Raw genomic sequence first — 25159 nt, forward strand, 5'->3', positions numbered from 1 at the left:
CCCCGCCTGGCCGGGTCCTTGTCCCGGCCGGCGGGGGCGTTTCAGACCCCGGTGCCCAGGGCGATGCGCTCGTCGCCCGCGTACACGTTCATATTGGCGCCGCGCAGAAAGCCGACCAGGGTCAGACCCGTTTCGGCGGCCAGGTCGACGGCGAGCGAGGACGGCGCGGAGACCGCGGCGAGCACCGGGATCCCGGCCATGACCGCCTTCTGCGCCAGCTCGAACGACGCGCGCCCCGAGACCAGAAGGATCACCCGGGACAGCGGCAGCCGCCCGTCCTGCAGGGCCCGGCCGACGAGCTTGTCGACGGCGTTGTGGCGGCCGACGTCCTCCCGTATGTCGAGCAGCTCGCCCTCCTCGGAGAAGAGCGCCGCGGCGTGCAGACCGCCGGTCCGGTCGAAGACCCGCTGTGCCGCCCGCAGCCGGTCGGGGAGGGCGGCGAGCAGCGAGGGCTCGACGCGGACAGGGGGTGTGTCGGCGATCGGGAAGCGGGCGGTGGTGCGTACGGCGTCCAGGCTCGCCTTGCCGCACAGACCGCAGGAGGACGTGGTGTAGACGTTGCGCTCAAGGGTGATGTCGGGCACGGGCACACCGGGCGCGAGCCGCACGTCCACCACGTTGTAGGTGTTGGTGCCTCCCCCAGCTACCGCTGGGGGTGCCCCCACCGTGGCCCCGGCGCAGTACACGATCGACTGCAGCTCGTCCGCGGACCCGAGCACACCCTCGCTGACCAGGAAGCCCGCCGCGAGCGCGAAGTCGTCGCCCGGGGTGCGCATGGTGATCGCGAGCGCTTTGCCGTTGAGACGGATCTCCAGGGGCTCCTCGGCCACGAGGGTGTCCGGGCGGGACGAGACCGCGCCGTCCCTGATGCGGATGGTGCGGCGGCGCTCGGTGACCCGTCCCATGGCGATCAATTCCGATTCTGTACGGTCGTGCGGCGAGGTGACCTGGAGATCTCATTCTCCTGCATGTACAGGGCCCAGCGACTCAGCACCCTTCGGGAAGCTCCAAATTCCGGCCCCCGAATCCTGTGGGATCACATGCCGTCGTACCCGGTGGTAGCCGCCAAGACTGGGTAATTCCACTGTCCGCACCCAGGGGGACCGCTCATGACCGGCTCACGCATCGTCGCGCTCGGCCACTACCAGCCCGCAAAGGTGCTCACCAACGCCGACCTGGCGGAGATGGTCGACACCAGCGACGAGTGGATCCGCAGCCGCGTCGGGATCGAGACCCGGCATGTGGCAGGACCCGACGAGCCGGTCGACGAGCTGGCCGCGCACGCCGCCGCGAAGGCGCTCGCCTCCGCCGGTCTCACACCGGCCGACATCGATCTCGTACTGGTCGCCACCTCCACCGCGATCGACCGCTCGCCCAACACGGCCGCCCGCGTCGCGGCCCGTCTCGGCATGGGCTCGCCCGCCGTCATGGACCTCAATGTCGTCTGCGCCGGCTTCACGCACGCGCTCGCCACGGCCGACCACGCCGTACGGGCCGGGGCCGCCGCCCGTGCGCTGGTCATCGGCGCCGACAAGATGGCGGACATCGTCGACTGGAGCGACCGCTCCACCTGCGTGCTCGTCGGCGACGGTGCGGGCGCGGCCGTCATCGAGGCGAGCGCGGAACCGGAGATCGGCCCGGTGCTGTGGGGCTCGGTCCCCGAGATGGGCCATGCCGTACGGATCGAGGGCACGCCGCCCCGCTTCGCCCAGGAGGGCCAGTCCGTCTACCGCTGGGCCACCACCCAGCTCCCGCCCATCGCCCGCAAGGTCTGCGAGCGGGCGGGCGTCACCCCCGAGGAACTGGCCGCGGTCGTCCTCCACCAGGCGAACCTGCGGATCATCGAGCCCGTCGCCCACAAGATCGGTGCGGTCAACGCCGTCATCGCCCGCGATGTTGTGGAGTCCGGCAACACCTCGGCCGCCTCGATCCCCATGGCCTTCTCCAAACTCGTCGAGCGCGGCGAGATCCGTTCGGGCGACCCGGTGCTGCTCTTCGGCTTCGGCGGCAACCTCTCGTACGCGGGTCAGGTCATCCGCTGTCCCTGAGCCGGGCACACTGAACGGCATGGTGGCGAAACGAAGCGCGGGCCTGCTGCTGTACCGCAGGCGGAGTCCGGACATCGAGGTGCTCCTCGGCCATATGGGAGGGCCGTTCTGGGAGGGGCGGGACGCCGCGGCCTGGTCCGTGCCGAAGGGGGAGTACACCCCGGAGGAGGAGCCGATGGCTGCCGCCCGGCGGGAGTTCGAGGAGGAACTGGGCCTGGCGCCGCCCGAGGGCGACTGGCAGCCGCTCGGTGATGCCCGCCAGACCAGCGGGAAGATCGTCACCGCATGGGCGCTGGAGGGCGACCTCGACACGGACCTCGTGGTGCCGGGGACCTTCACCATGGAGTGGCCGCGCGGCTCGGGCCGTATGCAGGAGTTCCCCGAGATCGACCGGGCCGAGTGGTTCGGCCTGGACGAGGCCAGGGAGAAGCTGGTGACGGGGCAGCGGGTCTTCATCGACCGGCTGGAGGAGCTGCTCGAATCCGGCCTGACGTGAGCCGATCGCTGGGGCTCCGCCCCAGACCCCGCTCCTCAAACGCCGGAGGGGCTGAATTATTCAGCCCGTCCGGCGTTTGAGGACATGCGGCCGAAGGTCGCATACGGGGGTCTGGGGGCTTGCCCCCAGTTCGGGATGGGGGTACCTCCCACGGCCGCCAGGCCGTAGGGGGAGGGCGGGGTGTGAACAGCCCCGCGCAGCGGAACCTCCCGCCTACCCGAACGCCCCCGCATGCGCCTCCGCCCACGCCCGGAACGTCCCCGGCTCCCGCCCCGTCACCTCCCGCACCGTCCCCATCACCCGCGACTCGTCCAGCGCCCCCGCCGAGTAGAAGCTGAAGAACGCGTCGACGTACTGCTCCGGCATCGCCGCGCTCATCTCCGCCCGCGCCTCCTCGTCCGACTGCCCCTCGAAGCGCAGTTCACGGCCGAGCACCTCGCCCAGGATCCGCACCCGGTCCGCCGGGAGGAGTGATTCGGGCCCGGACAGGGCGTAGACGCGGCCCTCGTGGTCGCCGGTGCGCAGTGCCGCCGCCGCGACCGCCGCGATGTCGGACGGGTCGATGTTCGCGATCCGTACGCCCGCCCACGGCGCGCGCACCACATCCCCCGCGCGCAACTGGGGTGCCCACTCAAGCGTGTTGGTCATAAAGGCGCTGGGCCGCAGGAAGGTCCAGGGCAGCCCGGACTCCCGTACCGCGGTCTCGGACTCAACCATGTAGCGGGAGATGGCATTGTCGAGGTCGCTGCTTCCGGCGGAGCTGCCCGACAGCAGCACCACGCGTTCGGCCCCGGCCGCCCTGATCTCGGCCAGCGTCGTGGGCATGTCCGCGTAGCCCGGCATCAGGAAGACCGCTCGTACTCCGGCGAGGGCGGGGAGCAGCGACTTCGGGTCGTTGAGATCGCCCGCCGCGGCCTCCGCGCCCGGCGGGAGCTTCGAGGGGTCGCCGCCGCGGCTGAGGCCGCGCACCGGCTCGCCCGCCTCGGCGAGCCGGCGGACCAGCGCCGATCCCACGTTCCCCGTGGCACCTGTCACCAGGATCATGCGATTCCCTTCTCGCAGCTTCTCGACGACCTCGACGATCAGATCTTTGTCCCGAGTGTGGAGAAAGTTGTACCAGAACCCCGCGCAAGTTCTTCCCAGTTGGAGAAAGCGCTGCTACGTTCCCCTCGAAAGAAGGACGGACACGGCCGAGAAGGCGGGGAGTGCACGTGAGACGCATGACCGCTCGACCCGCGAACGCGCACCAGGCGCGACTGCTCCGGCTGTTGCGCGACGGCGGGCCCAACTCCCGTGCCCAGCTGGGCGACCAGGTGGATCTGTCCCGTTCCAAGCTCGCCGTCGAGGTCGACCGGCTGCTGGAGACCGGGCTCGTCGTCGCCGACGGCCTCGCCGCCTCCCGCGGCGGGCGTCGCTCCCACAACATCCGGCTCGCCCCCGCGCTGCGCTTCCTCGGCGTCGACATCGGCGCCACTTCCATCGACGTGGCCGTCACCAACGCCGAGCTAGAAGTGCTCGGCCACCTCAACCACCCCATGGATGTCCGCGAGGGCCCGGTCGCCGTCTTCGAGCAGGTGCTGTCGATGGCGGCGAAGCTCAAAGCCTCCGGACTCGCCGAGGGCTTCGACGGCGCGGGCATCGGCGTCCCCGGTCCGGTCCGTTTCCCCGAGGGCGTGCCGGTCGCTCCGCCGATCATGCCCGGCTGGGACGGCTTCCCCGTACGCGAGGCGCTCAGCCAGGACCTCGGCTGCCCGGTCATGGTCGACAACGATGTGAACCTGATGGCGATGGGGGAGCAGCACGCGGGCGTCGCACGCTCCGTGGGCGACTTCCTCTGCGTCAAGATCGGCACGGGCATCGGCTGCGGCATCGTCGTCGGCGGTGAGGTCTACCGCGGTACGACGGGCAGCGCCGGCGACATTGGCCATATCCAGGTCGAACCGGACGGTCGTGCCTGCGCCTGCGGGAACAAGGGCTGCCTGGAGGCCCACTTCAGCGGTGCCGCGCTCGCCCGCGACGCCGAGGACGCGGCCCGCAGCGGCCGGTCGGAGGAACTCGCCGCCAGACTGGAGACGGCGGGCCGGCTCACGGCGATCGATGTCGCGGCAGCCGCGGCCGCGGGCGACGCCACCTCGCTCGCACTCATCCGTGAGGGCGGCAACCGCGTCGGCCAGGTCATCGCCGGACTGGTCAGCTTCTTCAACCCGGGGCTCGTGGTGATCGGCGGCGGGGTGACCGGCCTCGGCCACACGCTGCTGGCGAGCGTGCGCACCCAGGTCTACCGCCAGTCGCTGCCGCTGGCGACCGGCAATCTGCCCATCGTGCTGGGCGAGTTGGGCCCGACCGCCGGAGTGATCGGCGCGGCCCGGCTCATCAGCGACCACCTGTTCTCGCCGGCCTGATCCAGCAGGCCGGTACGTACGACCCGCACGTGCACCTGGAACCGCCCTGCCCGCTCACCGGCCGCACCCGCCGAGGGGATTTCGTCATGGCACCAGAACCGCCCCTGCTCACCATGTCCGGCATCACCAAGTCGTTCCCCGGCGTCCGCGCGCTCGACGGAGTGGACCTGGAGGTCCAGGCCGGCGAGGTCCACTGCCTCCTCGGCCAGAACGGCGCCGGCAAATCCACCCTCATCAAGGTGCTCGCCGGAGCCCATCAGCCCGACGGCGGAGAGATCACCTGGCGCGGCGAGGCGGTCTCCCTAAAGTCGCCCATCGCCGCCATGCGGCTCGGTATCGCCACCATCTACCAGGAGCTCGATCTCGTCGAAGGGCTCTCCGTCGCCGAGAACGTCTTCCTCGGACACGAGCCGACCTCGGCCGGTTTTGTCGTACGAGGCACAGAGGCCAGGTCCGCAACTGCCGCCATTCTCAAGCGCCTTGGTCACCCCGAGATCGAGCCGGGCCGTCATGTCGGCGAGCTCTCGGCCGCCCAGCAGCAGATTGTCTCGATGGCCCGCGCGCTCTCCCACGACGTACGCCTCATCGTGATGGACGAGCCGTCCGCCGCACTCGACCCCGACGAGGTCGACAACCTCTTCCGTATCGTCGGCGATCTGACCGCCGACGGGGTCGCCGTCGTTTACATCTCCCACCGCCTCGAAGAGATCCGTCGCATCGGCGACCGGGTGACCGTCCTCAAGGACGGCAGGGCCGTCGCCGTCGGACTGCCCGCGCGGGACACCCCCACCCGCGACATCGTTGCCATGATGACCGGCCGGAATGTCGAGTACGTCTTCCCCGACCGCCCCCACGCCGCACACGCGGCGGGCCGGCAGCCGGTCCTGACGGTCGAAGGTCTCGCCAGGAAAGGGGAGTTCGCGCCCGTCGACCTCGAACTGCGCCCCGGCGAGATCGTCGGGCTCGCCGGACTCGTGGGCTCCGGGCGCTCCGAGATCCTGGAGACGATCTACGGCGCCCGCAGACCCAGCGCCGGACGTGTTCTCGTGGACGGCTGCCCGCTGCGCCCCGTCAGCGTACGCGCCGCCGTACGCGCCGGAATCGGCCTCGCCCCCGAGGAGCGCAAGGCGCAGGGCCTGCTGATGCTGGAGTCCGTCACCCGCAACGTCTCCGTCTCCTCCCTCTCCCGCTTCTCCCGCGGCGGCTGGCTCGACCGCCGCGCCGAACGAGCAGCGGCACAGCAGGCGACCAGGGAGCTCTCCCTGCGCCCCGACAACCCCGACGCCCGGATCCGCACCCTCTCCGGCGGCAACCAGCAAAAGGCCGTGCTCGCCCGCTGGCTGCTGCGCGGCTGCCGGGTGCTGCTTCTCGACGAGCCCACCCGCGGCGTCGATGTCGGCGCGCGCGCCGAACTGTATGCCGTGATCCGCCGGCTGGCCGACGAAGGGCTCGCCGTACTGCTCGTATCCAGCGAGGTGCCCGAAGTCCTGGGCCTCGCCGACCGGGTGCTGGTGCTCCGCGAGGGCAGCGTCGTGCACCGGGCCGACGCCCGGGAGCTGGACGAGCACCGCGTACTCGACCTTGTGATGGAAGGGAGCCCGACGGCATGACGCAGCCAGCCTCTCCGGCGCGGCAGGACGCGCCTATACCCACCGCCAAGTCCGCACCCGCAGGCGGGGGTTGGCGTCGACCGCTGGGACTGCGCGCGGATGTCCGCAATCTCTCGCTGATCGGCGTCCTCGCCGTACTGATCGCCGTCGGCGGCATCACCAAGCCCGACGAATTCCTCGCCACCAGCAATCTTCAGCTCGTCCTCACCCAGGCGTCGATCATTGGCGTCGTCACCGTCGGCATGACCTTTGTGATCACCAGCGGCGGCATCGATCTGTCGGTCGGCGCGATCGTGGCACTCGCCTCCGTGTGGGCGACGACGGTGGCGACGCAGGAGTACGGCTTCACAGGCATCCTCTTCACCGCCGTGATCGTCGGCCTGGGCTGCGGACTGGTGAACGGTCTGCTCATCGCGTACGGCGGGATGGTGCCCTTCATCGCGACCCTTGCGATGCTCGCATCGGCGCGCGGGCTCGCCCTGCAGATCACCGACGGCAAGACGCAGATGGTCACCGTCAACTCCGTGCTGGACCTGGGTATCAAGGACGCGTACATCCTCGGTATCCCGCCGCTCGTGCTCGTCTTCGCGGCCGTCACGGTCGTCGGCTGGCTGCTGCTGAACCGCACCACCTTCGGGCGGCGGACCGTCGCCGTCGGCGGCAACGCGGAGGCCGCCCGCCTCGCCGGTATCGACGTACGCCGCCAGCGGCTCTATCTCTATCTGCTCTCCGGGCTGTGCTGCGGCATCGCCGCGTTCATGCTGATCGTCCTGGCCGGTTCGGGACAGAACACCAACGGCAATCTCTACGAACTCGACGCGATCGCCGCGGCGATCATCGGCGGCACGCTGCTCAGCGGCGGCCGGGGCACCATCGTCGGCTCGGTGCTCGGCGTCCTCGTCTTCACCACGATCACCAACATCTTCGCCCTCAACAATCTGGAGAGCGCCGTCCAGCAGATCGCGAAGGGCGCGATCATCGTCGCCGCCGTTCTCGTGCAGCACCGCACCCTGCGCGGCGCCGAACACTGACCCCGGTCGCACCCCCACCACTTCCCCCCTCCCCATCTGTCGCCCCCCAGCCGAAGGGTTGATCCGTCATGCCAGAAATCCCAGCCACCAGCCGCAGAGGACTGCTCTTCGGCACTGCCGCCGTCTCCGCCGGTGCGCTGCTGACCGCCTGCACCAGCAATGAGCCCAAGAAGTCGCAGACGGCAAGCAACAACGTGCCCGCGGCCGACGACAAGCCGGGCAAGGCCGTCACCATCGGCTTCGCCGGACCGCAGGCCGACCACGGCTGGCTCAACGCGATCAACGAGAACGCGAAGTCGCGTGCCAAGAAGTACTCCGAAGTAACGCTGGAAATCACCGAGGGCTCCAACGACACCGCCGCCCAGATCGGCCAGGTCCAGACGCTGATCAACAAGAAGGTCGATGTCCTCGTCATCCTCCCCGCCGACGGCAAGGCCCTCACCCAGGTCGGCCTGCAGGCCATGAAGGCGGGCATCCCCGTCATCAACCTGGACCGGATCTTCGCCTCCCCGCAGGCGTACCGCTGCTGGATCGGCGGCGACAACTACGGCATGGGCCTCAACGCCGGGAACTACATCGGCGAGCAGCTCAAGGACAAGCCGAATGCCAAGGTCATCGAGCTGGCCGGACTCGACAATCTGGAACTCACCAAGCAGCGCACTCAGGGCTTCGACGACGCCTTGAAGAACTACCCCAACATCAAGAAGGTGGCCCGCCAGGCGGCCGACTTCACCGTCGAGTCCGGCCAGGCGAAGATGGCACAACTCCTCCAGGCCCAGAGCCAGTTCGATGCGTTGTGGAATCACGACGACGACCAGGGCGTGGGCGCACTGCGGGCCATCGCGCAGGCGGGCCGCAAGGACTTCCTCATGGTCGGGGGCGCCGGAGCCAAGTCCGCGATGGACGCCATCAAGGCCGACAACAGCGTCCTGAAGGCCACCGTCCTCTATCCGCCGACCATGGCCGCGTCCGCCATCGACCTCGCCCGCGCGCTCGGCCAGGCCAAGGGCGTCAGCGGAATGTCGGAACTGGAGATCCCCGCTTCGATCACCCTGTACTCCGCCGTCGTGACCAAGGAGAACGTCGAGGAGTACCTGCCCACGGGGTTCAGCTGACCGGCCTGCCCGCCCCACCGAGCAACCGACGAGGAGGAACCCGTATGGAACAGAGGGACAGTGAGGCCGCAACGACAGTCGGTCCGCCGGCCGCCGGTCCGCCGGCGCAGGACCTAGGCGTCGGCATGGTCGGATACGCGTTCATGGGCGCCGCCCACTCGCAGGGGTGGCGCACCGCCGGACGCGTCTTCGACCTGCCGCTGCGGCCGGTCCTCGCCGCGATCGGCGGCCGTGACGCAGCGGCCGTGCGGGCCGCCGCCGACAGACACGGCTGGGCGGCGGCGGAGACCGACTGGCGCCACCTCGTGACCCGCGACGATGTGCAGCTGGTCGACATCTGCACGCCGGGGGACAGCCATGCGGAGATCGCCGTTGCCGCTCTGGAGGCGGGCAAACACGTCCTGTGCGAGAAGCCGCTGGCCAATTCGGTCGCCGAGGCAGAGGCGATGGTCGCGGCCGCCGAAGCGGCCAGGGAGCGCGGTCAGTTGGCGATGGTCGGCTTCAACTACCGGCGGGTGCCCGCGATCGCGTACGCCCGCCGGCTGATCGCCGACGGCAGGCTGGGCACCCTGCGGCATGTGCGCTTCACCTATCTCCAGGACTGGCTGGTCGACCCGGAGTTCCCCCTCACCTGGCGGCTCCGGCGCGAGCAGGCGGGCTCCGGCGCGCTCGGCGATCTGGGCGCGCACATCGTGGACCTCGCGCAGTATCTGGCGGGGGAGCCGCTGGTGGGCGTCTCGGCGCTCGCGGAGACCTTCGTACGGGAACGCCCGCTGCTCGCGGGGACGTCGGCCGGTCTTTCCGCGGCGGGCGGTCCTTCCGTGACGGGCGGGGCCGAGCGCGGGCCGGTCACCGTGGATGACGCGGCGGTGTTCACCGGGCGCCTCGCTTCGGGAGCCCTCGCCTCCTTCGAGGCCACCCGGATGGCGTCGGGACGCAAGAACGCCCTGCGACTGGAGATCAACGGCGAGCTCGGCTCGCTCGCCTTCGACCTGGAGCGGCTGAACGAGCTGTTCTTCCACGACCACACCGAGCCCGCCGCGTCAGCCGGCTTCAAGCGCATCCTGGTCACCGAGCCCGAGCATCCGTATCTGGCGGCGTGGTGGCCGCCCGGCCACGCGCTCGGCTACGAGCACACCTTCGCCCACCAGGCCCGCGATCTGGTCGAGGCGATCGCGGCGGGCACCGACCCGGCGCCGTCGTTCGCGGACGGGCTGCAGGTGCAGCGGGTGCTCGCGGCGGCGGAGGAGAGCGCCGGGAAGAACGCCGTCTACACCCCCGTACCGACATCCGTGCAGACACAGCCCTAGGAGGTCCGCATGCCCCGCCCGTTCACGCTCTTCACCGGCCAGTGGGCAGATCTGCCGCTGGAGGAGGTCTGCCGGCTCGCCCGCGACTTCGGCTACGACGGCCTCGAACTCGCCTGCTGGGGCGACCACTTCGAGGTCGACAAGGCGCTCGCCGACCCCTCGTATCTCCACGGGCGCCACGCGCTTCTGGAGAAGTACGGCCTCACCTGCTGGGCGATCTCCAACCACCTGGTCGGTCAGGCGGTCTGCGACAGCATCATCGACGAACGCCACCAGGCCATCCTGCCCGCCCGTATCTGGGGCGACGGCGAGGCCGAAGGCGTACGGCGGCGGGCTGCGGCCGAGATCAAGGACACCGCGCGGGCCGCGGCCGCGTTCGGGGTGCGTACCGTCATCGGTTTCACCGGCTCCTCGATCTGGCATCTGGTGGCGATGTTCCCGCCGGTGCCCGAGCGGATGATCGAGCGTGGGTACGACGACTTCGCCGAGCGCTGGAACCCGATCCTGGACGTCTTCGACGCGGAGGGCGTCCGTTTCGCGCACGAGGTGCACCCCAGCGAGATCGCCTACGACTACTGGACCACCCAGCGGGCGCTGGAGGCCGTCGGCAACCGGCCGGCCTTCGGGCTCAACTTCGACCCGAGCCACTTCGTCTGGCAGGATCTGGACCCGGTCGGATTCCTGTACGACTTCCGGGACCGGATCTACCACGTCGACTGCAAGGAGGCGCGCAAGCGTCTCGACGGCCGCAACGGCAGGCTCGGTTCCCATCTGCCGTGGGGAGACCCGCGGCGCGGCTGGGACTTCGTCTCGGCCGGGCACGGTGACGTCCCCTGGGAGGACGTCTTCCGGATGCTCCGCTCGATCGGATACGACGGTCCGATCTCGGTGGAGTGGGAGGACGCCGGCATGGACCGCCTTACGGGTGCTCCACAAGCGCTTGCCGGCCTGAAGCGCTTCGATTTCGACCCGCCCACCGCGTCCTTCGATGCGGCATTCGGAGGCAACGACTAACGCTGTAGGGCACATTGCCGCAGCTCCAAGCCCGGCGGCGGATCCGTCGCCGGGCCGGTCCCAGCTGCTCGGGTTCGCCTTTGTCCTGCGGTAGGAAGAAGTTGAACTTCTCTACTGCACAAGGGCTTTCCGTCCCGGACGAACCCGACTACGGTCCATGAGGTGTACAGGACAAAGGTGGTCTCGGTGTGACGGCGCACTCCGGTTCCACGGACAGGCCCGCCCCGCGACCGGGGGCAGGGCACAGCCAGCCCGTTCGACCGGCTATCCCGGAGGACATTCGTGCACAGGAAACTGCACAGAGCCCGCAAGGCACTCGCACTCCTCACCGGCGGCCTTCTCGCCGCCGGCTCGCTCGCCCTCACCGCGCCGCAGGCTGCACCCACCGCCGACGCAGCCCCGGCCGCCGAGGAATTCCAGCAGGTCACCCTCGCCAAGGGCGTTGAGGAGACCGGTGAACCCATGTCGCTGGCGGTCCTTCCCGACCGCAGCGTGCTGCACACCTCCCGCAACGGCGAGCTGAGGATGACCGACAGCGCGGGCAACACCCGCGTCGTCGGCACCATCCCCGTCTACTCGCACGACGAGGAAGGCCTCCAAGGCATCGGTCTCGACCCCAAGTTCGGCGAGAACCGCTTCGTCTACCTCTACTACGCGCCCCCGCTGAGCACCCCCGCGGGCGATGCCCCCAATGAGGGCACCGCCGAGGACTTCGCGAAGTTCGACGGCGTCAACCGGCTTTCGCGCTTCGTCCTCAAGGCGGACGGAACCCTCGACAACGCCAGCGAGAAGAAGATCATCGACATTCCCGCGACCCGTGGCATCTGCTGCCACGTCGGCGGCGACATCGACTTCGACGCGCAGGGCAACCTCTATCTGTCGACCGGCGACGACTCCAACCCCTTCGCCTCTGACGGATACACCCCGATCGACGAACGCCCGGGACGCAATCCCGCGTACGACGCACGCCGTACCTCGGCAAACACCAACGACCTGCGCGGGAAGATCCTGCGGATCAAGGTCAACGACGACGCGAGCTACTCGATCCCCGACGGCAACCTCTTCGCGCCGGGGACGGCCAAGACCCGGCCCGAGATCTACGCCATGGGCTTCCGCAATCCCTTCCGGTTCAGCGTCGACAAGAAGACCGGGATCGTCTACGTCGGCGACTACGGCCCCGACGCGGGCGCGGCCGACCCCAAGCGCGGCCCCGGTGGCCAGGTCGAGTTCGCCCGGATCACCAAGCCCGGCAACTTCGGCTGGCCCTTCTGCACAGGCAAGAACGACCCATACGTCGACTACGACTTCGCGACGAAGACATCCGGAGCCACCTTCGACTGCGCGGCCCCCAAGAACGAGTCGCCGTACAACACCGGCCTGGTCGACCTGCCGCCCGCGCAGCCGGCCTGGATTCCCTACGACGGCGGTTCCGTCCCGGAGTTCGGCACCGGCTCCGAATCCCCGATGGGCGGGCCCGTCTACCGCTACGACGCGGCATCCACGTCCCCGGTGAAGTTCCCCGAGGCGTACGACGGAGACTTCTTCGCCGGTGAGTTCGGCCGCCGCTGGATCAAGCGGATCAAGCAGGGCGAGGACGGCGCGGTCCAGTCCATCAACCCGCTCCCGTGGACCGGCACCCAGGTCATGGACATGGCCTTCGGTCCCGATGGCGCGCTGTACGTACTCGACTACGGCACCGCCTATTTCGGCGGCGACAAGAACTCCGGCCTCTACCGCATCGAGAACGCGACCGGCGGACGCTCCCCGGTGGCCGAGGCGGCCGCCACCAAGACGTCGGGCCAGGCACCGCTGCGGGTCGGCTTCTCCTCGGCAGGCACCTCGGACGCCGACGGCGACGCGCTCACCTACGCCTGGGACTTCGGCGACGGCGGCACCTCCACCGACGCCAACCCCACGTACACGTACAAGAAGAACGGCAACTACACCGCGACCGTCACCGCCAAGGACCCCGGCGGCCGCACCGGCTCCGCGAGCGTCCATGTCGTGGTCGGCAACACCGCACCCAAGGTGGTCCTGCAACTCCCCGTCGAGGGCCAGCTGTTCAGCTTCGGCGACGAGATCCCTTTCAAGGTCACGGTCACCGATCCCGAGGACGGGACCATCGACTGCGCGAAGGTCAAGGTGACGTACGTCCTCGGCCATGACAGCCACGGCCACCCCGTCACCTCGGCCCACGGCTGCACCGGCACCATCAAGACCTCCGCCGATGGCGGACACGACCCCAACGCCAATATCTTCGGGGTCTTCGACGCCGAGTACACCGACGGCGGTGGCGGCGGCCAGGCCGCGCTCACCAGCCACGACCAGTCGCAGCTCCAGCCCCGTCACCGGCAGGCCGAGCACTTCACCACCTCCTCGGGCATCAAGCTCTACGACAAGGCCACCGCCCACGGCGGCAAGACGGTCGGCGACATCGACAACGGCGACTGGATCGCCTTCAAGCCGTACAACCTGACCGGCTCCACCAAGCTCACCGCCCGGATCTCCTCGGGCGGAGCGGGCGGCATCCTGGAGGTGCGCACCGGATCGGCGAGCGGTCCGCTTCTCGGTTCCGTACCCGTGCCGGTCACCGGCAGCTGGGAGACCTTCCAGGACGTCGACATCCCGCTGCGGGCCGTACCGAGGAAGACCACCGAACTGTTCCTGGCCTTCAAGGGCGGACAGGGAGCGCTGTACGACGTGGACGACTTCGAGCTCTCCAACACGCCCGTCGACCGGACCGCCAAGCGAGTCCTGGTCTTCTCCAAGACCGCCGGCTTCCGCCACGACTCCATCCCGACGGGCATCGCGGCTCTCAAAGAACTCGGCGCCAGCAGCAACATCACGGTCGACGCCACCGAGGAGGCGGCCCAGTTCACCACCAGCAACCTCGCCCGCTACGACGTCGTGGTGTTCCTGTCGACCACGGGGGATGTCCTGGGCGCCGACCAGCAGAAGGCGTTCGAGAACTATGTCGCCGCAGGCGGCGGCTACATGGGCGTGCACGCCGCGGCCGACACCGAGTACGACTGGGCCTTCTACGGCGGGCTCGTCGGCGCGTACTTCCAGTCGCACCCGCAGATCCAGCCCGCGACCGTGCGGGTCGAGGACCACACCCATCCCTCGACCAGCCATCTCGACGACGCCTGGGAGCGCACCGACGAGTGGTACAACTACCGCACCAACCCCCGTGCACAGGCACGGATCCTCGCCACCCTCGACGAAACCACCTACCAGGGCGGCACCATGAAGGGCGACCACCCGATCGCCTGGTGCCAGACCTACGAGGGCGGCCGCGCCTTCTACACCGGAGGCGGCCACACCAAGGAGTCGTACGCCGAACCGGCCTTCCGACAGCACCTGCTCGGCGGACTGCGCTACGCCACGGGACAGGTCGCGGCCGACTGCAGGCCGAAGACCGGATACCGGCCGATCTTCAACGGCAGGACCCTGGACGGCTGGAAGCAGGCGGGGCCCGGAAAGTTCACTGTCGTCGACGGTGAACTGCGCACCGAGGGCGGCATGGGCATGCTCTCGTACCAGGCCAAGGAGCTGAAGTCCTACTCGCTCAAGCTCGACTGGAAGCTGGACGGCGACGACAATTCCGGAGTCTTCGTGGGCTTCCCGGCCTCCGACGACCCCTGGTCGGCGGTGAACAACGGCTACGAGGTGCAGATCGACGCGACCGACGCACCCGACCGCACGACAGGCGCCGTCTACGGCTTCAAGTCGGCAGACCTCGCGGCTCGCGACCGTGTCCTGCGACCGCCCGGCCAGTGGAACAGCTACGAACTCCGGGTGCAGGGGGAGCGGCTGCAGGTCTTCCTCAACGGTGTGAAGATCAACGACTTCATCAACACCGACCCGGCGCGCAGCCTCAAGGAAGGCTATATCGGCCTCCAGAATCATGGCGCCGACGATCAGGTGTCCTTCCGCGACATCCAACTCAGGGAGCTGCCCTCATAGGCGTCCCCCGAGACGACGGCGGGCGGGGAGGCGCCGTACCCCCCGCCCGCCGTCCCCACCACACCGAGAGGCAGGGAGGCAGCCCGTGACGAACGGGAATGACCGCACGACACGCACCGGAGTCTGGTTCGTGGGAGCGCGTGGTTCCGTGGCCACCACGGCCGTCGCGGGGTGCGCGGCGATCGCTGCCGGACTGCATCCCCCGAACGGCATGGTCACGGAAACCAGGCCGTTCGCCGGATCGGGGCTGCCTCCCCTGTCGTCGCTGGTCTTCGGCGGCCACGACATCGCGCACGGCCCGCTGCCCAAGCGGGCCGAGGCGCTTGCGGCCGGGGGAGTGCTGCCGCACGGGCTGACCGCTGCCGTACGAGGTGAACTGGCCGCCGCCGACGCGGAGATACGCCCCGGTGGGCCACAGTCCGGCGACGCGCGGACCGACGAGGAACTGATCGCCGCCTTCGCCTCGGACATGAGCGACTTCCGGGACCGGCACGGGCTCGCCCGCGTCGTCGTCGTCAATGTCTCTTCCACCGAGCCGGTGCCCGAGCCCGACGCTGTACGTCTGCCGCCCAGCTCGATCTACGCTGCCGCGGCGCTGCGGGCAGGGTGCCCCTTCGTCAACTTCACCCCCTCCACCGGGCTGCGCACCGCGGCCCTCACCGACGCCGCCGCGGCACGTGGACTTCCCCACGCGGGCCGTGACGGCAAGACGGGCCAGACGCTGCTCCGTTCCGTGCTCGCCCCGATGTTCGTGCAGCGCGCCCTGACGGTACGGGCGTGGTCGGGCACCAACCTGCTGGGCGGCGGGGACGGAGCGGCGCTGGCCGATCCGGGCGCGGCGGCCGCGAAGAACGCGGGCAAGGAGCGGGTTCTCAGCGACACCCTGGGCATCGTGCCCGAAGGCGAGGTCCATATCGACGACGTCCCGGCGCTCGGCGAGTGGAAGACGGCCTGGGATCACATCGCGTTCGAGGGTTTCCTCGGCTCGCGGATGATCCTCCAGACGATCTGGCAGGGCTGCGACTCGGCGCTCGCGGCCCCCTTGGTTCTGGATCTGGCACGGCTGGTGGCCCGCGCGCATGAGGTGGGCCTGGCGGGCCCGCTGCCGGAACTGGGCTTCTACTTCAAGGATCCGGACGGCGGTTCGGCGGCGCTGGGGGAGCAGTTCGAGGCGCTGCTTTCCTTCGCCGACCGGCTGCGGGAGGCGCGATGACCTGGCGGGCCTGGGCGGAACTGCTGCGGGTGTCGGCGCTGTTCACGGTGCCGGGGGATGCGCTGGCGGGAGCGGCGGCGGTGGGGCTGCGACCCAATGGCCGGACCCTGCTGGCCGTCGGCAGCTCGCTGTGTCTGTACGAGGCGGGCATGGCGCTGAACGACTGGGCGGACCGGGAGGTGGACGCGGTGGAGCGCCCGCACCGGCCGATTCCGTCGGGGCGCCTCAGCGCCGGGGCTGCGCTGGGGGCGGCGGGTGCGCTGACTGGCGCGGGCCTGGTGCTGGCTTCCCGCGCGGGCCGCCCGGCTCTGGCGGTGGCGTCGGCGTTGTCGGTGACCGTCTGGTCGTACGACCTCTACTTCAAGCACACGGCGGGTGGCCCGGCGGCGATGGCGGCGGCGCGGGGGCTGGATCTGGTGCTGGGCGCGGTCGCGACGGGATCGGGCGCGGCCCGGCTCGGCGACGCTCGCGAGGCGGGGGTCCCCGGCGCGTCGTGGGGCGCGTTCGCCGCGGGCGGCGGCCGGCCGGGGATTCTCGCCGCGGTGCCGTCCGCCGCCGTGCTGAGCGCCCACACATATGCGGTGACATCGGTGTCCCGTCACGAGGCGCAGGGAGGATCAACTGCGGTGCCGCTTGCGGCGCTCACGGCGACCATCGGGCTGGGCGCCCTCGCGACGAGAGGCGCGTGGGGTGGCGGGGTCCATGCCGTGCCGGAGGTACCAGACCCCGCGCCGCGAAGCAGGCGCGGTCGGGGGCGGGGGCTGCCCCGACTGTCCCTCCCGCCCCGGGGGTCTGGGGGCTTGCCCCCCACGCGGCGGAGCCGCACATCGACACAGCCGGGAAGGGGCGGGTCAGGGGAGAGCTTCAAGCGGTCACCGCGACCGCCCGCACCCCGGGCCCCGCTCACCCCGGCCCACCTCGCCACCACCGCGTTCGCCGCCGCCTACATCCGTACCGCCGCCAAGCCCCTCCTGCACGCCGCCCTCAACCCCTCCCCGCCCCTCACCCAGCGGGCCGTCGGTGGTGGCATCCGGGCCATGATCCCACTGCAGGCGACCCTCGCCGCCCGCACCGGCGCCGGTGCCACGGCCCTCGCGGTGATGGCACTGGTCCCGCTCGCCCGCAAGTTCGCACGGAAGGTCAGCGTCACATGAACCCCGCCCCCATCCGCCTCGGCTACGGCACCAACGGGCTCACCGATCTCCGCCTCGGCGACGCCCTCGCCCTCCTCGCGGACCTCGGCTACGACGGCGTCGGTCTCACCCTCGACCATATGCACCTGGACCCGCTCGCCCCGAACCTGGCCTCCCGCACCAGCCAAGTGGCCGCCACATTGGGCAAGTTAGGACTGGGCGTCACCGTCGAGACCGGCGCCCGCTACGTCCTCGACCCCCGCCGCAAACACGGCCCCTCCCTCCTCGACCCGGACCCCGACGGCCGTGCGGCCCGTACCGCCCTGCTCACCACCGCCGTGCAGGTCGCCGCCGACCTCGGCGCCCACGCCGTGCACTGTTTCAGCGGCATCACCCCCGCCGACACCACGCCCGACACGGCCTGGAAGCGGCTCGAAGAGTCATTCACCCCCGTCCTGGAGGCGGCCGCCGACGCCGACGTCCCCCTTGCCATCGAGCCCGAACCCGGACACCTCCTCGCCACCCTCGCCGACTTCCACCGCCTCCGCGGCATCCTCGGCGACCCCGAACCTCTCGGTCTCACCCTCGACATCGGCCACTGCCAGTGCCTCGAACCGGCCCCGCCCGCCGACTGCGTGCGCGACGCCGCCCCCTGGCTGCGCCATGTCCAAATCGAGGACATGCGCCGCGGCGTCCATGAACACCTCCCCTTCGGAGACGGGGAGATCGACTTCCCGCCTGTACTCGAAGCCCTCGCCGCCACCGGCCACCAGGGCCTGACCGTCGTCGAACTGCCCCGCCACTCGCACGCGGGACCCGAACTCGCCCGCGCCTCGATCGAGTTCCTCCGCTCGCAGGCCCCACTGAAGGGAGCACCGACATCGTGACGCCGACCCACAAGGAACTCGACCGGCAGCTCCCCGACGACGCACGCGCCTGGCTCGACGAAGCACTTGCCGAGGCCGCCGAAGCCGAGGCCGCACGTCCCGCCGCCGGGGCCGCGCGTCCCGGCGCCGAGACGCCTCCGGCCGAGCCGTCCCCGTACGCCGTACCCCTCTGGGAGCTCCGTTTCGCCTCAGCAGGCCGGGCCTGTGGCCAGCACTACGCCGACTCCGTACGCACCCTGCTCCTCGTCGAGGCCCGCGCCGACAGCGCCACCCTCACCCGCCTCTATCAGCAGGGCACCGCCGCCGAGCGTCGTGCCGTGCTCCTCGCCCTGCACCAACTCCTCGAAGGGCCCGTCGCCCTTCCGCTCGTCGAGGACGCGCTGCGTACCAACGACACGCGGCTGGTCGCCGCCGCGGTGGGCCCGTACGCCGCCGAGCACCTCGATCCGCACGCCTGGCGGCACGCCGTCCTCAAGTGCCTGTTCACCGGTGTGCCCGTCGATGCCGTCGCCGACTTGGACAGCCGGGCCGCGGGCGACGACGAGCTGGCCAGGATGCTCGCCGACTACGCCGCCGAGCGCACCGCCGCCGGCCGCGCAGTGCCCCCCGACCTCAACCACGTGCTGACCCTGACCGGCGAGCAGTCCGAGGAGTTCTGATGCGTATCTTCGACCCCCATATCCATATGACCTCCCGTACCACCGACGACTATCAGGCGATGTACGACGCGGGTGTGCGTGCGGTGGTCGAACCGTCCTTCTGGCTGGGCCAGCCCCGCACCTCGCCCGCCAGCTTCTTCGACTACTTCGACGCCCTGCTCGGCTGGGAGCCGTTCCGCGCATCCCAGTACGGCATCGCCCACCACTGCACGATCGCCCTCAACCCCAAGGAAGCGAACGACCCCCGCTGCACTCCCGTCCTCGACGCGCTGCCCCGTTATCTCGTCAAGGACTCCGTCGTCGCCGTCGGCGAGATCGGCTACGACTCCATGACCCCCGCCGAAGACGCCGCACTCGCCGCCCAGCTCCAGCTCGCCGCCGAGCACGGCCTGCCCGCCCTCGTCCACACCCCGCACCGCGACAAGCTCGCGGGCCTCCACCGCACGGTCGACGTCATCCGCGAATCCGCGCTGCCCACGGACCGCGTGCTGCTCGACCACCTCAATGAGACGACCGTAAAGCACGCCACTGACAGCGGCTGCTGGCTGGGCTTCTCCATCTACCCGGACACCAAGATGGACGAGGACCGGATGGTCGCGATCCTCAAGACATACGGAACCGAGAAGGTGCTGGTCAACTCGGCCGCCGACTGGGGCAAGAGCGACCCGCTCAAGACCCGCAGGGTCGGCGACGCGATGCTCGCCGCAGGCTTCACGGAAGACGACGTGGACCAGGTCCTGTGGCGTAACCCCGTCGCGTTCTACGGCCTCAGCGGCCGCCCCCAGCTCGACATCCCCGAACCGGAGTCCCTCCACGAGGGCAACTCCATCCTCCGCGGCGGGGAATGAGGAGGCCGACGCATGCGCTTCCGCCACCCCGACGGCACCACCGTCCACCTCTCCTACTGCACCAACGTCCACCCCGCGGAGACCCTCGACGGCGTCATCGCCCAACTGCGCGACCACTGCGAGCCGGTACGCAAACGCCTCGGCCGCGACCGCCTCGGGATCGGCCTGTGGCTCGCCAAAGACGCGGCCGGCGCCCTGGTCGGCGACCCGGCGGCGCTGCGGGGACTGGCTGCCGAGCTCGACCGCCGCGGCCTGGAAGTCGTCACCCTCAACGGCTTTCCCTATGAAGGGTTCGGCGCCGAGGAGGTCAAGTACCGGGTCTACAAGCCGGACTGGGCCGATCCCGAACGGCTCGCCCACACCACCGACCTGGCCCGCCTCCTCGCCTCCCTCCTTCCCGAAGATGTCACCGAGGGCAGCATCTCCACCCTGCCGCTGGCCTGGCGTACCCCCTTCGGCGACACGGCGGCCGGGGCCGCGCACACCGCACTGGTCACCCTCGCCGAGCGCCTGGACGCCTTGGAGGAGCTGACCGGGAAGTCGATACGCATCGGTCTGGAGCCGGAGCCCGGCTGCATCGTCGAGACCACCGCGGACGCGATACGTCCCCTGGCCGCGATCGCCTCCCGCCGCATCGGCATCTGCATCGACACCTGCCATCTCGCAACCTCCTTCGAAGATCCACAGACTGCCCTGGCCGCACTCACCGCGGCGGGCATCGCCATCCCCAAAGCGCAGCTGTCCGCCGCGCTGCATGCCGAAGAACCCCACCTTCCCGAAGTACGGGCGGCGTTGGCCGCCTTCGCCGAACCGCGTTTCCTGCACCAGACCCGCACCCGCACCGCCGCAGGTCTGCGTGGCACGGACGACCTGGACGAAGCCCTCGCCGGCCAGACGCTGCCCGAGGCCGCCCCCTGGCGCGCTCACTTCCATGTCCCCCTGCACGCCCGGCCCGCTCTTCCGCTCACCTCCACCCTCCCGGTGCTCCGGGACACGCTGACCCTGCTGGTCGGCGGCCCGGTCCCGCTGACCCGGCACCTCGAGGTCGAGACCTACACCTGGCAGGCGCTGCCTCCCGAGCTGCGCCCGCGCAACCGCACCCAGCTCGCCGACGGCATCGCCGCCGAACTCGCTCTTGCCCGTGATCTGTTGACCGACCTCGGACTCAAGGAGCTGCCGTGACCGTCGCCGAACAGCCAGCGCCCACCCCCCTTCTCGTCCTGGACGTCGTCGGTCTCACCCCCCAGCTGCTGGCCCACATGCCCCACCTCCAAGCCCTCGCAGACAAGGGATCGAGCGCCCCCCTCTCCACCGTGCTGCCCGCCGTCACCTGCGCCGCCCAGTCGACCTTCCTCACCGGCGCACTGCCGGCCGAGCACGGCATCGTCGGCAACGGCTGGTACTTCCGCGAGCTCGGCGAGGTGCTGCTGTGGCGCCAGCACAACGGCCTGGTCGGCGGCGACAAACTCTGGGACGCCGCCCGCCGCACCCACCCCGGCTACACCGTCGCCAACATCTGCTGGTGGTACGCCATGGGCGCCGACACCGACTTCACCGTCACCCCCCGCCCCGTCTACTACGCCGACGGTCGCAAAGAACCCGACTGCTACACCCGGCCCCCGGCCCTCCACGACGAACTCACCGGCACACTCGGCACCTTCCCCCTCTTCCACTTCTGGGGTCCCGGCGCCGACTTGGTCTCCAGTCAGTGGATCATCGACGCCACCCGGCACATCATGCGCACCCGCCACCCCGACCTGACCCTGTGCTACCTCCCCCACCTCGACTACGACCTGCAGCGCTTCGGACCGGACGACCCCCGCTCCCACCAGGCCGCCACCGACCTCGATGCCGCCCTCGCCCCCCTCCTCAACGACGCCCAGCAGGAGGGCCGCACGGTCGTCGCGCTGTCCGAGTACGGCATCACCCCCGTCAGCCGTCCCGTCGACATCAACCGCGCGCTGCGCCGCGCGGGCCTCCTCGAGGTCCACACCCAGGACGGCATGGAATACCTCGACCCGATGACCTCCCGCGCCTTCGCCGTGGCCGATCACCAGCTCGCCCACATCTACGTCCGCTGTCCCGAAGACCTCGACGCCGCCCGCCAAGCCCTCGCGGACCTGCCCGGCATCGAGCAACTTCTCGACGACGAGGGCAAGAAGACCCACGGCCTGGACCATCCCCGCTCCGGCGAACTCGTCGCCGTCGCCGAGCCGGATGCCTGGTTCACGTACTACTACTGGCTCGACGACACCCGCGCCCCCGACTTCGCACAGCTCGTCGAGATCCACCGCAAACCCGGCTACGACCCGGCCGAGCTGTTCATGGACCCGCTCGACCCCTACGTACGCGTCAAGGCCGCGAAGGCGATCGCCCGCAAGAAGCTCGGCATGCGCTACCGCCTCGCGGTCGTACCCCTGGACCCCTCACCTATTCGCGGCAGCCATGGCCGCCTCCCCACGAGCGACGACGAAGGTCCGCTCATTGTGTGCTCCACCCCCCGCGCTGTAAGCGGCCGCGTGAAAGCGACCGAAGTGAAGTCCCTGCTGCTTCACCTCGCTGGATTCCACTGAAGCAGACGCCACTGACAACCAGGCACGGACATCAAGGAGTTATCCACATGAGCCGCTCCACCACGAACAGCGACCCCGAACTCGCTCACAGGCTCAGCAGACGCGGCATGCTCGGCGTCGCCGCCGGTGCGACCGCCGCCGCCCTCATCGGCGCCGCCGCGGGCCCGGCCGCCGCCGCCCCGACGACGACAACCGCCGCCCCCGCCCGGGGCCGCCCCGTTCTTCCCCCCGGCCGCCTCGGCACCCAGCTCTACTCTCTCCGCGACAAGGTCTCCACGCTCGGCTTCGCACCGGTCTTTGCCGAGCTCGAGCGCTACGGTTACGACGAGATCGAGTTCGCCGGGTACACCCAGGGCTCCGCGGGCCCCATCACGCTCGCCCAGTTGAAGCAGCTCGCCTGTGACCACGGCCTGAACCCCATCGGCAGCCACGTCGGCTACTACTCGAGCGACCCGTACGCTTACACCTTCGCGCAGAACCTGACCCAGGTCCTCGACGACGCCCAGGCCCTCGGCCTCAAGCACATAGGCACCGCCTCGGGCCCCTTCCGCTACGGCGCCACCGTCGACGCCTGGAAGCGGGCGGCCGAGGAGTTCAACAGCTATGGAGCCGCGGCCCGTGCCCGCGGCATGAAGTTCTACCAGCACAACCACGCGGAGGAGTTCTCCTTCGCCACCGACCAGCCGAACGTCCGCCTCTATGACGTTCTGCTCGCCGAGACCGACCCCGAACTGGTCCATCTTGAGATGGACATCTACTGGGCCTATGTGGGCCAGTTCCGCTTCAGCAAGCGCGTCGACGGCACGCCCGCGCCCTTCGACCCCCTGCGCTATGTGCTGAAGCAGCCTCACCGCTACCCGCTCTTCCATGTCAAGGACGGCGTCCACGACGAAGCCGCCCGCGACGGCTACCGGATGGTGGACGTCGGGGACGGCGACATCGACTACAAGCGCTTCATTTCTTCGGTGAACCAGACCCCGGGCGGCTACCGCGAGCACCACTGGCAGACCGAACACGACAACCCCGTCGAGTCGTTCGCGTTCGCCCGCAAGTCCAGCGAGCACCTCCACTCGCTCCGCGAGAACTGCTAGAGGAGGCGAAGGCCCGCCACCGGGCGGCGGTCACCTCATCGTGATCACCGCGTCCGGGTCGGCCAACGCAGACCCCAGGAATAGTGCCCTGCTTCACTGTCGAGCCGCCTGCCTTGGAGGCCGTCCAGCCGTCCAGCGTCTTGCCGTCGAACATCGACATCAGGCCGCCCACCGCCGTAGCCGATGCGGTCATCGTCATCGTCGAGGTCGACCCGCGTGTGACCGACGTGGGATCGAAGCTCACACCGACCCCGGACGGTGCGCCGGTGGCGGAGAGCGTCACCGGCTCGGCGGACCCGGAGAGCACAGCCGCGTTCACCGTCGACGTCAGTTGGTTGCCCCATTGCTGCCGCCGTTCGAGCCCCATCCGCAGGGCGGCGGCACCGCATCGTGCGATGAGCGGGCCGTGTTCACGGCGATGGCGTCGGCGGTGCACTGAAGAGCTCCGCTGATGCTGACTCCCGAGTCTCCCTCCTGTGTCCGCACAGACCCCGGAGTCCGACTTCAACGTCGGGAACGTCTGCTCATTTATCTTGCGGTGCAAGGTAGTCGCTGACTATCATGTACCGCATGACAAAGGAGCAGGGGACGTCCGGCGACCCGCGACGCAGTCAGCTCCTGCGCGGAGCGCTCGACATCTGCCTGCTCGCTCTGATCGCTGAACGTCCACGCTATGGATACGAGTTCGTGGAAGCGCTCACCGAATGTGGGCTGGAGCTCGTCAGCGAGGGCAGCATCTATCCACTGCTTGCCCGGATGGAGCGGGCCGGACTCGTCGAGTCCCATCGTGCGCCGTCGTCCAGCGGTGGGGCACCGCGCAAGTACTACCGGCTGACCCGGGCGGGCGGAGCGGAACTGACACGTGGCCGCACCGTCTGGCGAGACTTCACGGCCCATGTGAACGCGATCCTGACCAACACCGAGCCATCCACGGGGAGAGCAAGACCATGACGACCGAACGGATCCTTGCGATCTGCCGCAGCAACTGGGAGTACCGGGGCGTCGATGACGAGGCCGTCCGGGACATGCTGGCCGAGCTCTCCGCGCACCTCGAGGACGCGGCGGCTGCGGGACGTGTACCCCAGGATGTCGTGGGCGACGACGTCAAGGCGTTCGCCGCGGCCTGGGCACGGGCCAGGATGCCACTGCGCCTACGGTTGCTGCGGATGGCGGTGCTGGTGCCGTCCGCGATGGGTGGACTCCTGCTCGTCGCGCACCTTATTCGGTGGGAGGAAGCAATTCCCGTCACCCCGGGCCGCCTTGCCTTCTGGCTCACCATCAGCTCGGTCACCGTCGCGGTGGAAATACGGCGCGGGACCTTGGGCCTGGGCAAAGGATGGTTGGTTGCGGTGGGCGCCGGCCTGCCGGTCTTGATCCTCACCGAGTGGCTGGCCGGCGACGAGCCGCTCTTCCACGTAGCCCTGTGGGCCTCAGTCCTCCTGACCCTGCCGGGCGCCGCATACGCTATCGCCAGGCGCACCCGCATACAGATGGACAAGCCGCGGGCCAAGTGACACCACGCCCACACTTCCGCGTTTGGCCGCCGACCCCATCGACAGCCCTGCCCCGACGACCAGGATGCGCATCTTCAGCCCCTTGTCTCGCATGGTGAGTTTGGCGAGCTTCTTGTAGCAGGTCAGCGCGGCGGCGAGGCCCAGAAGGCGAGGAAGTGGCTGCCCTTGCGTTCGTCCTGCCCGGACAGCGCGTGCAGCTTGCAAGGTCGCCCCTGACGTCGTACCGCACCGCGATGCTGTCACACGTGC

General features: G+C 70.0%; 21 protein-coding genes. 19 read left to right on the forward strand and 2 right to left on the reverse strand.

The annotated features are described in order from the left end of the window. Window positions 1–41: 41 nt before the first annotated feature. Window positions 42–905 carry a formate dehydrogenase accessory sulfurtransferase FdhD gene (gene fdhD / locus OOK40_RS19345; protein ID WP_266484437.1) on the reverse strand — a complete coding sequence of 288 codons (864 nt, stop codon included), beginning with the start codon at window positions 903–905 and terminating at the stop codon, window positions 42–44. 204 nt (window positions 906–1109) lie between these two features. Between fdhD and OOK40_RS19350 the strand changes: the two genes are divergently transcribed. After that, the gene (locus OOK40_RS19350) at window positions 1110–2048 is read left to right on the forward strand and encodes a beta-ketoacyl-ACP synthase III (protein WP_266483159.1); all 939 of its coding nucleotides are present in this window, start codon (window positions 1110–1112) and stop codon (window positions 2046–2048) included. 19 nt (window positions 2049–2067) lie between these two features. Beyond that, on the forward strand, window positions 2068–2544 hold the full coding sequence (locus OOK40_RS19355; RefSeq protein ID WP_266483163.1) for an NUDIX domain-containing protein: 477 nt from the start codon (window positions 2068–2070) through the stop codon (window positions 2542–2544). 213 nt (window positions 2545–2757) lie between these two features. Here OOK40_RS19355 and OOK40_RS19360 read toward each other — a convergent pair whose 3' ends face one another. After that, entirely contained in the window at window positions 2758–3588 is an 831-nt protein-coding gene (locus tag OOK40_RS19360) for an NAD(P)H-binding protein (protein ID WP_266483166.1), read from the reverse strand. A 176-nt stretch (window positions 3589–3764) separates the two neighbouring features. Between OOK40_RS19360 and OOK40_RS19365 the strand changes: the two genes are divergently transcribed. The 17 genes from OOK40_RS19365 (at window position 3765) to OOK40_RS19445 (ending at window position 24910) form a co-directional block, all read left to right on the forward strand. Continuing rightward, window positions 3765–4946, forward strand: coding sequence for an ROK family transcriptional regulator (locus tag OOK40_RS19365; RefSeq protein ID WP_266483169.1), 1182 nt, complete (start codon window positions 3765–3767; stop codon window positions 4944–4946). A gap of 86 nt (window positions 4947–5032) precedes the next feature. Beyond that, window positions 5033–6556, forward strand: a complete 1524-nt coding sequence (locus OOK40_RS19370; protein WP_266483171.1) for a sugar ABC transporter ATP-binding protein — start codon at window positions 5033–5035, stop codon at window positions 6554–6556. Continuing rightward, window positions 6553–7587 (forward strand): ABC transporter permease, encoded by a 1035-nt coding sequence (locus OOK40_RS19375; RefSeq protein WP_266483173.1) that lies wholly within the window; start codon window positions 6553–6555, stop codon window positions 7585–7587. The genes OOK40_RS19370 and OOK40_RS19375 overlap by 4 nt, the downstream gene beginning before the upstream one ends. A gap of 77 nt (window positions 7588–7664) precedes the next feature. Further along, a complete protein-coding gene (locus OOK40_RS19380; protein WP_266484441.1) occupies window positions 7665–8702 on the forward strand; it encodes a substrate-binding domain-containing protein in 1038 nt (345 codons plus the stop codon). Between the two features lie 125 nt (window positions 8703–8827). After that, window positions 8828–10012, forward strand: a complete 1185-nt coding sequence (locus OOK40_RS19385) for a Gfo/Idh/MocA family protein (protein WP_266484444.1) — start codon at window positions 8828–8830, stop codon at window positions 10010–10012. A gap of 9 nt (window positions 10013–10021) precedes the next feature. Next, window positions 10022–11026, forward strand: coding sequence for a sugar phosphate isomerase/epimerase (locus OOK40_RS19390; RefSeq protein ID WP_266483175.1), 1005 nt, complete (start codon window positions 10022–10024; stop codon window positions 11024–11026). A 282-nt stretch (window positions 11027–11308) separates the two neighbouring features. Further along, entirely contained in the window at window positions 11309–14992 is a 3684-nt protein-coding gene (locus tag OOK40_RS19395; protein ID WP_266483179.1) for a ThuA domain-containing protein, read from the forward strand. An 85-nt stretch (window positions 14993–15077) separates the two neighbouring features. Further along, window positions 15078–16205 carry an inositol-3-phosphate synthase gene (locus OOK40_RS19400; protein WP_266483182.1) on the forward strand — a complete coding sequence of 376 codons (1128 nt, stop codon included), beginning with the start codon at window positions 15078–15080 and terminating at the stop codon, window positions 16203–16205. Continuing rightward, window positions 16202–17359, forward strand: a complete 1158-nt coding sequence (locus tag OOK40_RS19405) for an SCO3242 family prenyltransferase (RefSeq protein ID WP_266483184.1) — start codon at window positions 16202–16204, stop codon at window positions 17357–17359. The genes OOK40_RS19400 and OOK40_RS19405 overlap by 4 nt, the downstream gene beginning before the upstream one ends. Continuing rightward, complete coding sequence (locus OOK40_RS19410) at window positions 17356–18225, forward strand: sugar phosphate isomerase/epimerase (RefSeq protein WP_266483187.1); 870 nt, start codon at window positions 17356–17358, stop codon at window positions 18223–18225. Before OOK40_RS19405 ends, OOK40_RS19410 begins: the two co-directional genes overlap by 4 nt. Next, on the forward strand, window positions 18222–18884 hold the full coding sequence (locus OOK40_RS19415; protein WP_266483189.1) for an EboA domain-containing protein: 663 nt from the start codon (window positions 18222–18224) through the stop codon (window positions 18882–18884). Before OOK40_RS19410 ends, OOK40_RS19415 begins: the two co-directional genes overlap by 4 nt. Continuing rightward, window positions 18884–19732, forward strand: a complete 849-nt coding sequence (locus tag OOK40_RS19420; RefSeq protein ID WP_266483192.1) for a TatD family hydrolase — start codon at window positions 18884–18886, stop codon at window positions 19730–19732. Before OOK40_RS19415 ends, OOK40_RS19420 begins: the two co-directional genes overlap by 1 nt. 12 nt (window positions 19733–19744) lie before the next feature. Further along, the gene (gene eboE, locus OOK40_RS19425) at window positions 19745–20914 is read left to right on the forward strand and encodes a metabolite traffic protein EboE (RefSeq protein ID WP_266483194.1); all 1170 of its coding nucleotides are present in this window, start codon (window positions 19745–19747) and stop codon (window positions 20912–20914) included. Further along, complete coding sequence (locus tag OOK40_RS19430) at window positions 20911–22305, forward strand: nucleotide pyrophosphatase/phosphodiesterase family protein (protein WP_266483196.1); 1395 nt, start codon at window positions 20911–20913, stop codon at window positions 22303–22305. The genes eboE and OOK40_RS19430 overlap by 4 nt, the downstream gene beginning before the upstream one ends. A 47-nt stretch (window positions 22306–22352) precedes the next feature. Continuing rightward, window positions 22353–23396: a sugar phosphate isomerase/epimerase gene (locus OOK40_RS19435; protein WP_266483198.1), complete on the forward strand. Its 1044-nt coding sequence runs from the start codon at window positions 22353–22355 to the stop codon at window positions 23394–23396. A gap of 570 nt (window positions 23397–23966) precedes the next feature. Further along, entirely contained in the window at window positions 23967–24347 is a 381-nt protein-coding gene (locus OOK40_RS19440; protein ID WP_266483202.1) for a PadR family transcriptional regulator, read from the forward strand. Further along, a complete protein-coding gene (locus OOK40_RS19445; protein WP_266483206.1) occupies window positions 24344–24910 on the forward strand; it encodes a hypothetical protein in 567 nt (188 codons plus the stop codon). Before OOK40_RS19440 ends, OOK40_RS19445 begins: the two co-directional genes overlap by 4 nt. The last annotated feature ends 249 nt before the right edge of the window (window positions 24911–25159 follow it).

This window comes from Streptomyces sp. NBC_01481 (assembly GCF_026339995.1).
Taxonomy (GTDB): domain Bacteria; phylum Actinomycetota; class Actinomycetes; order Streptomycetales; family Streptomycetaceae; genus Streptomyces.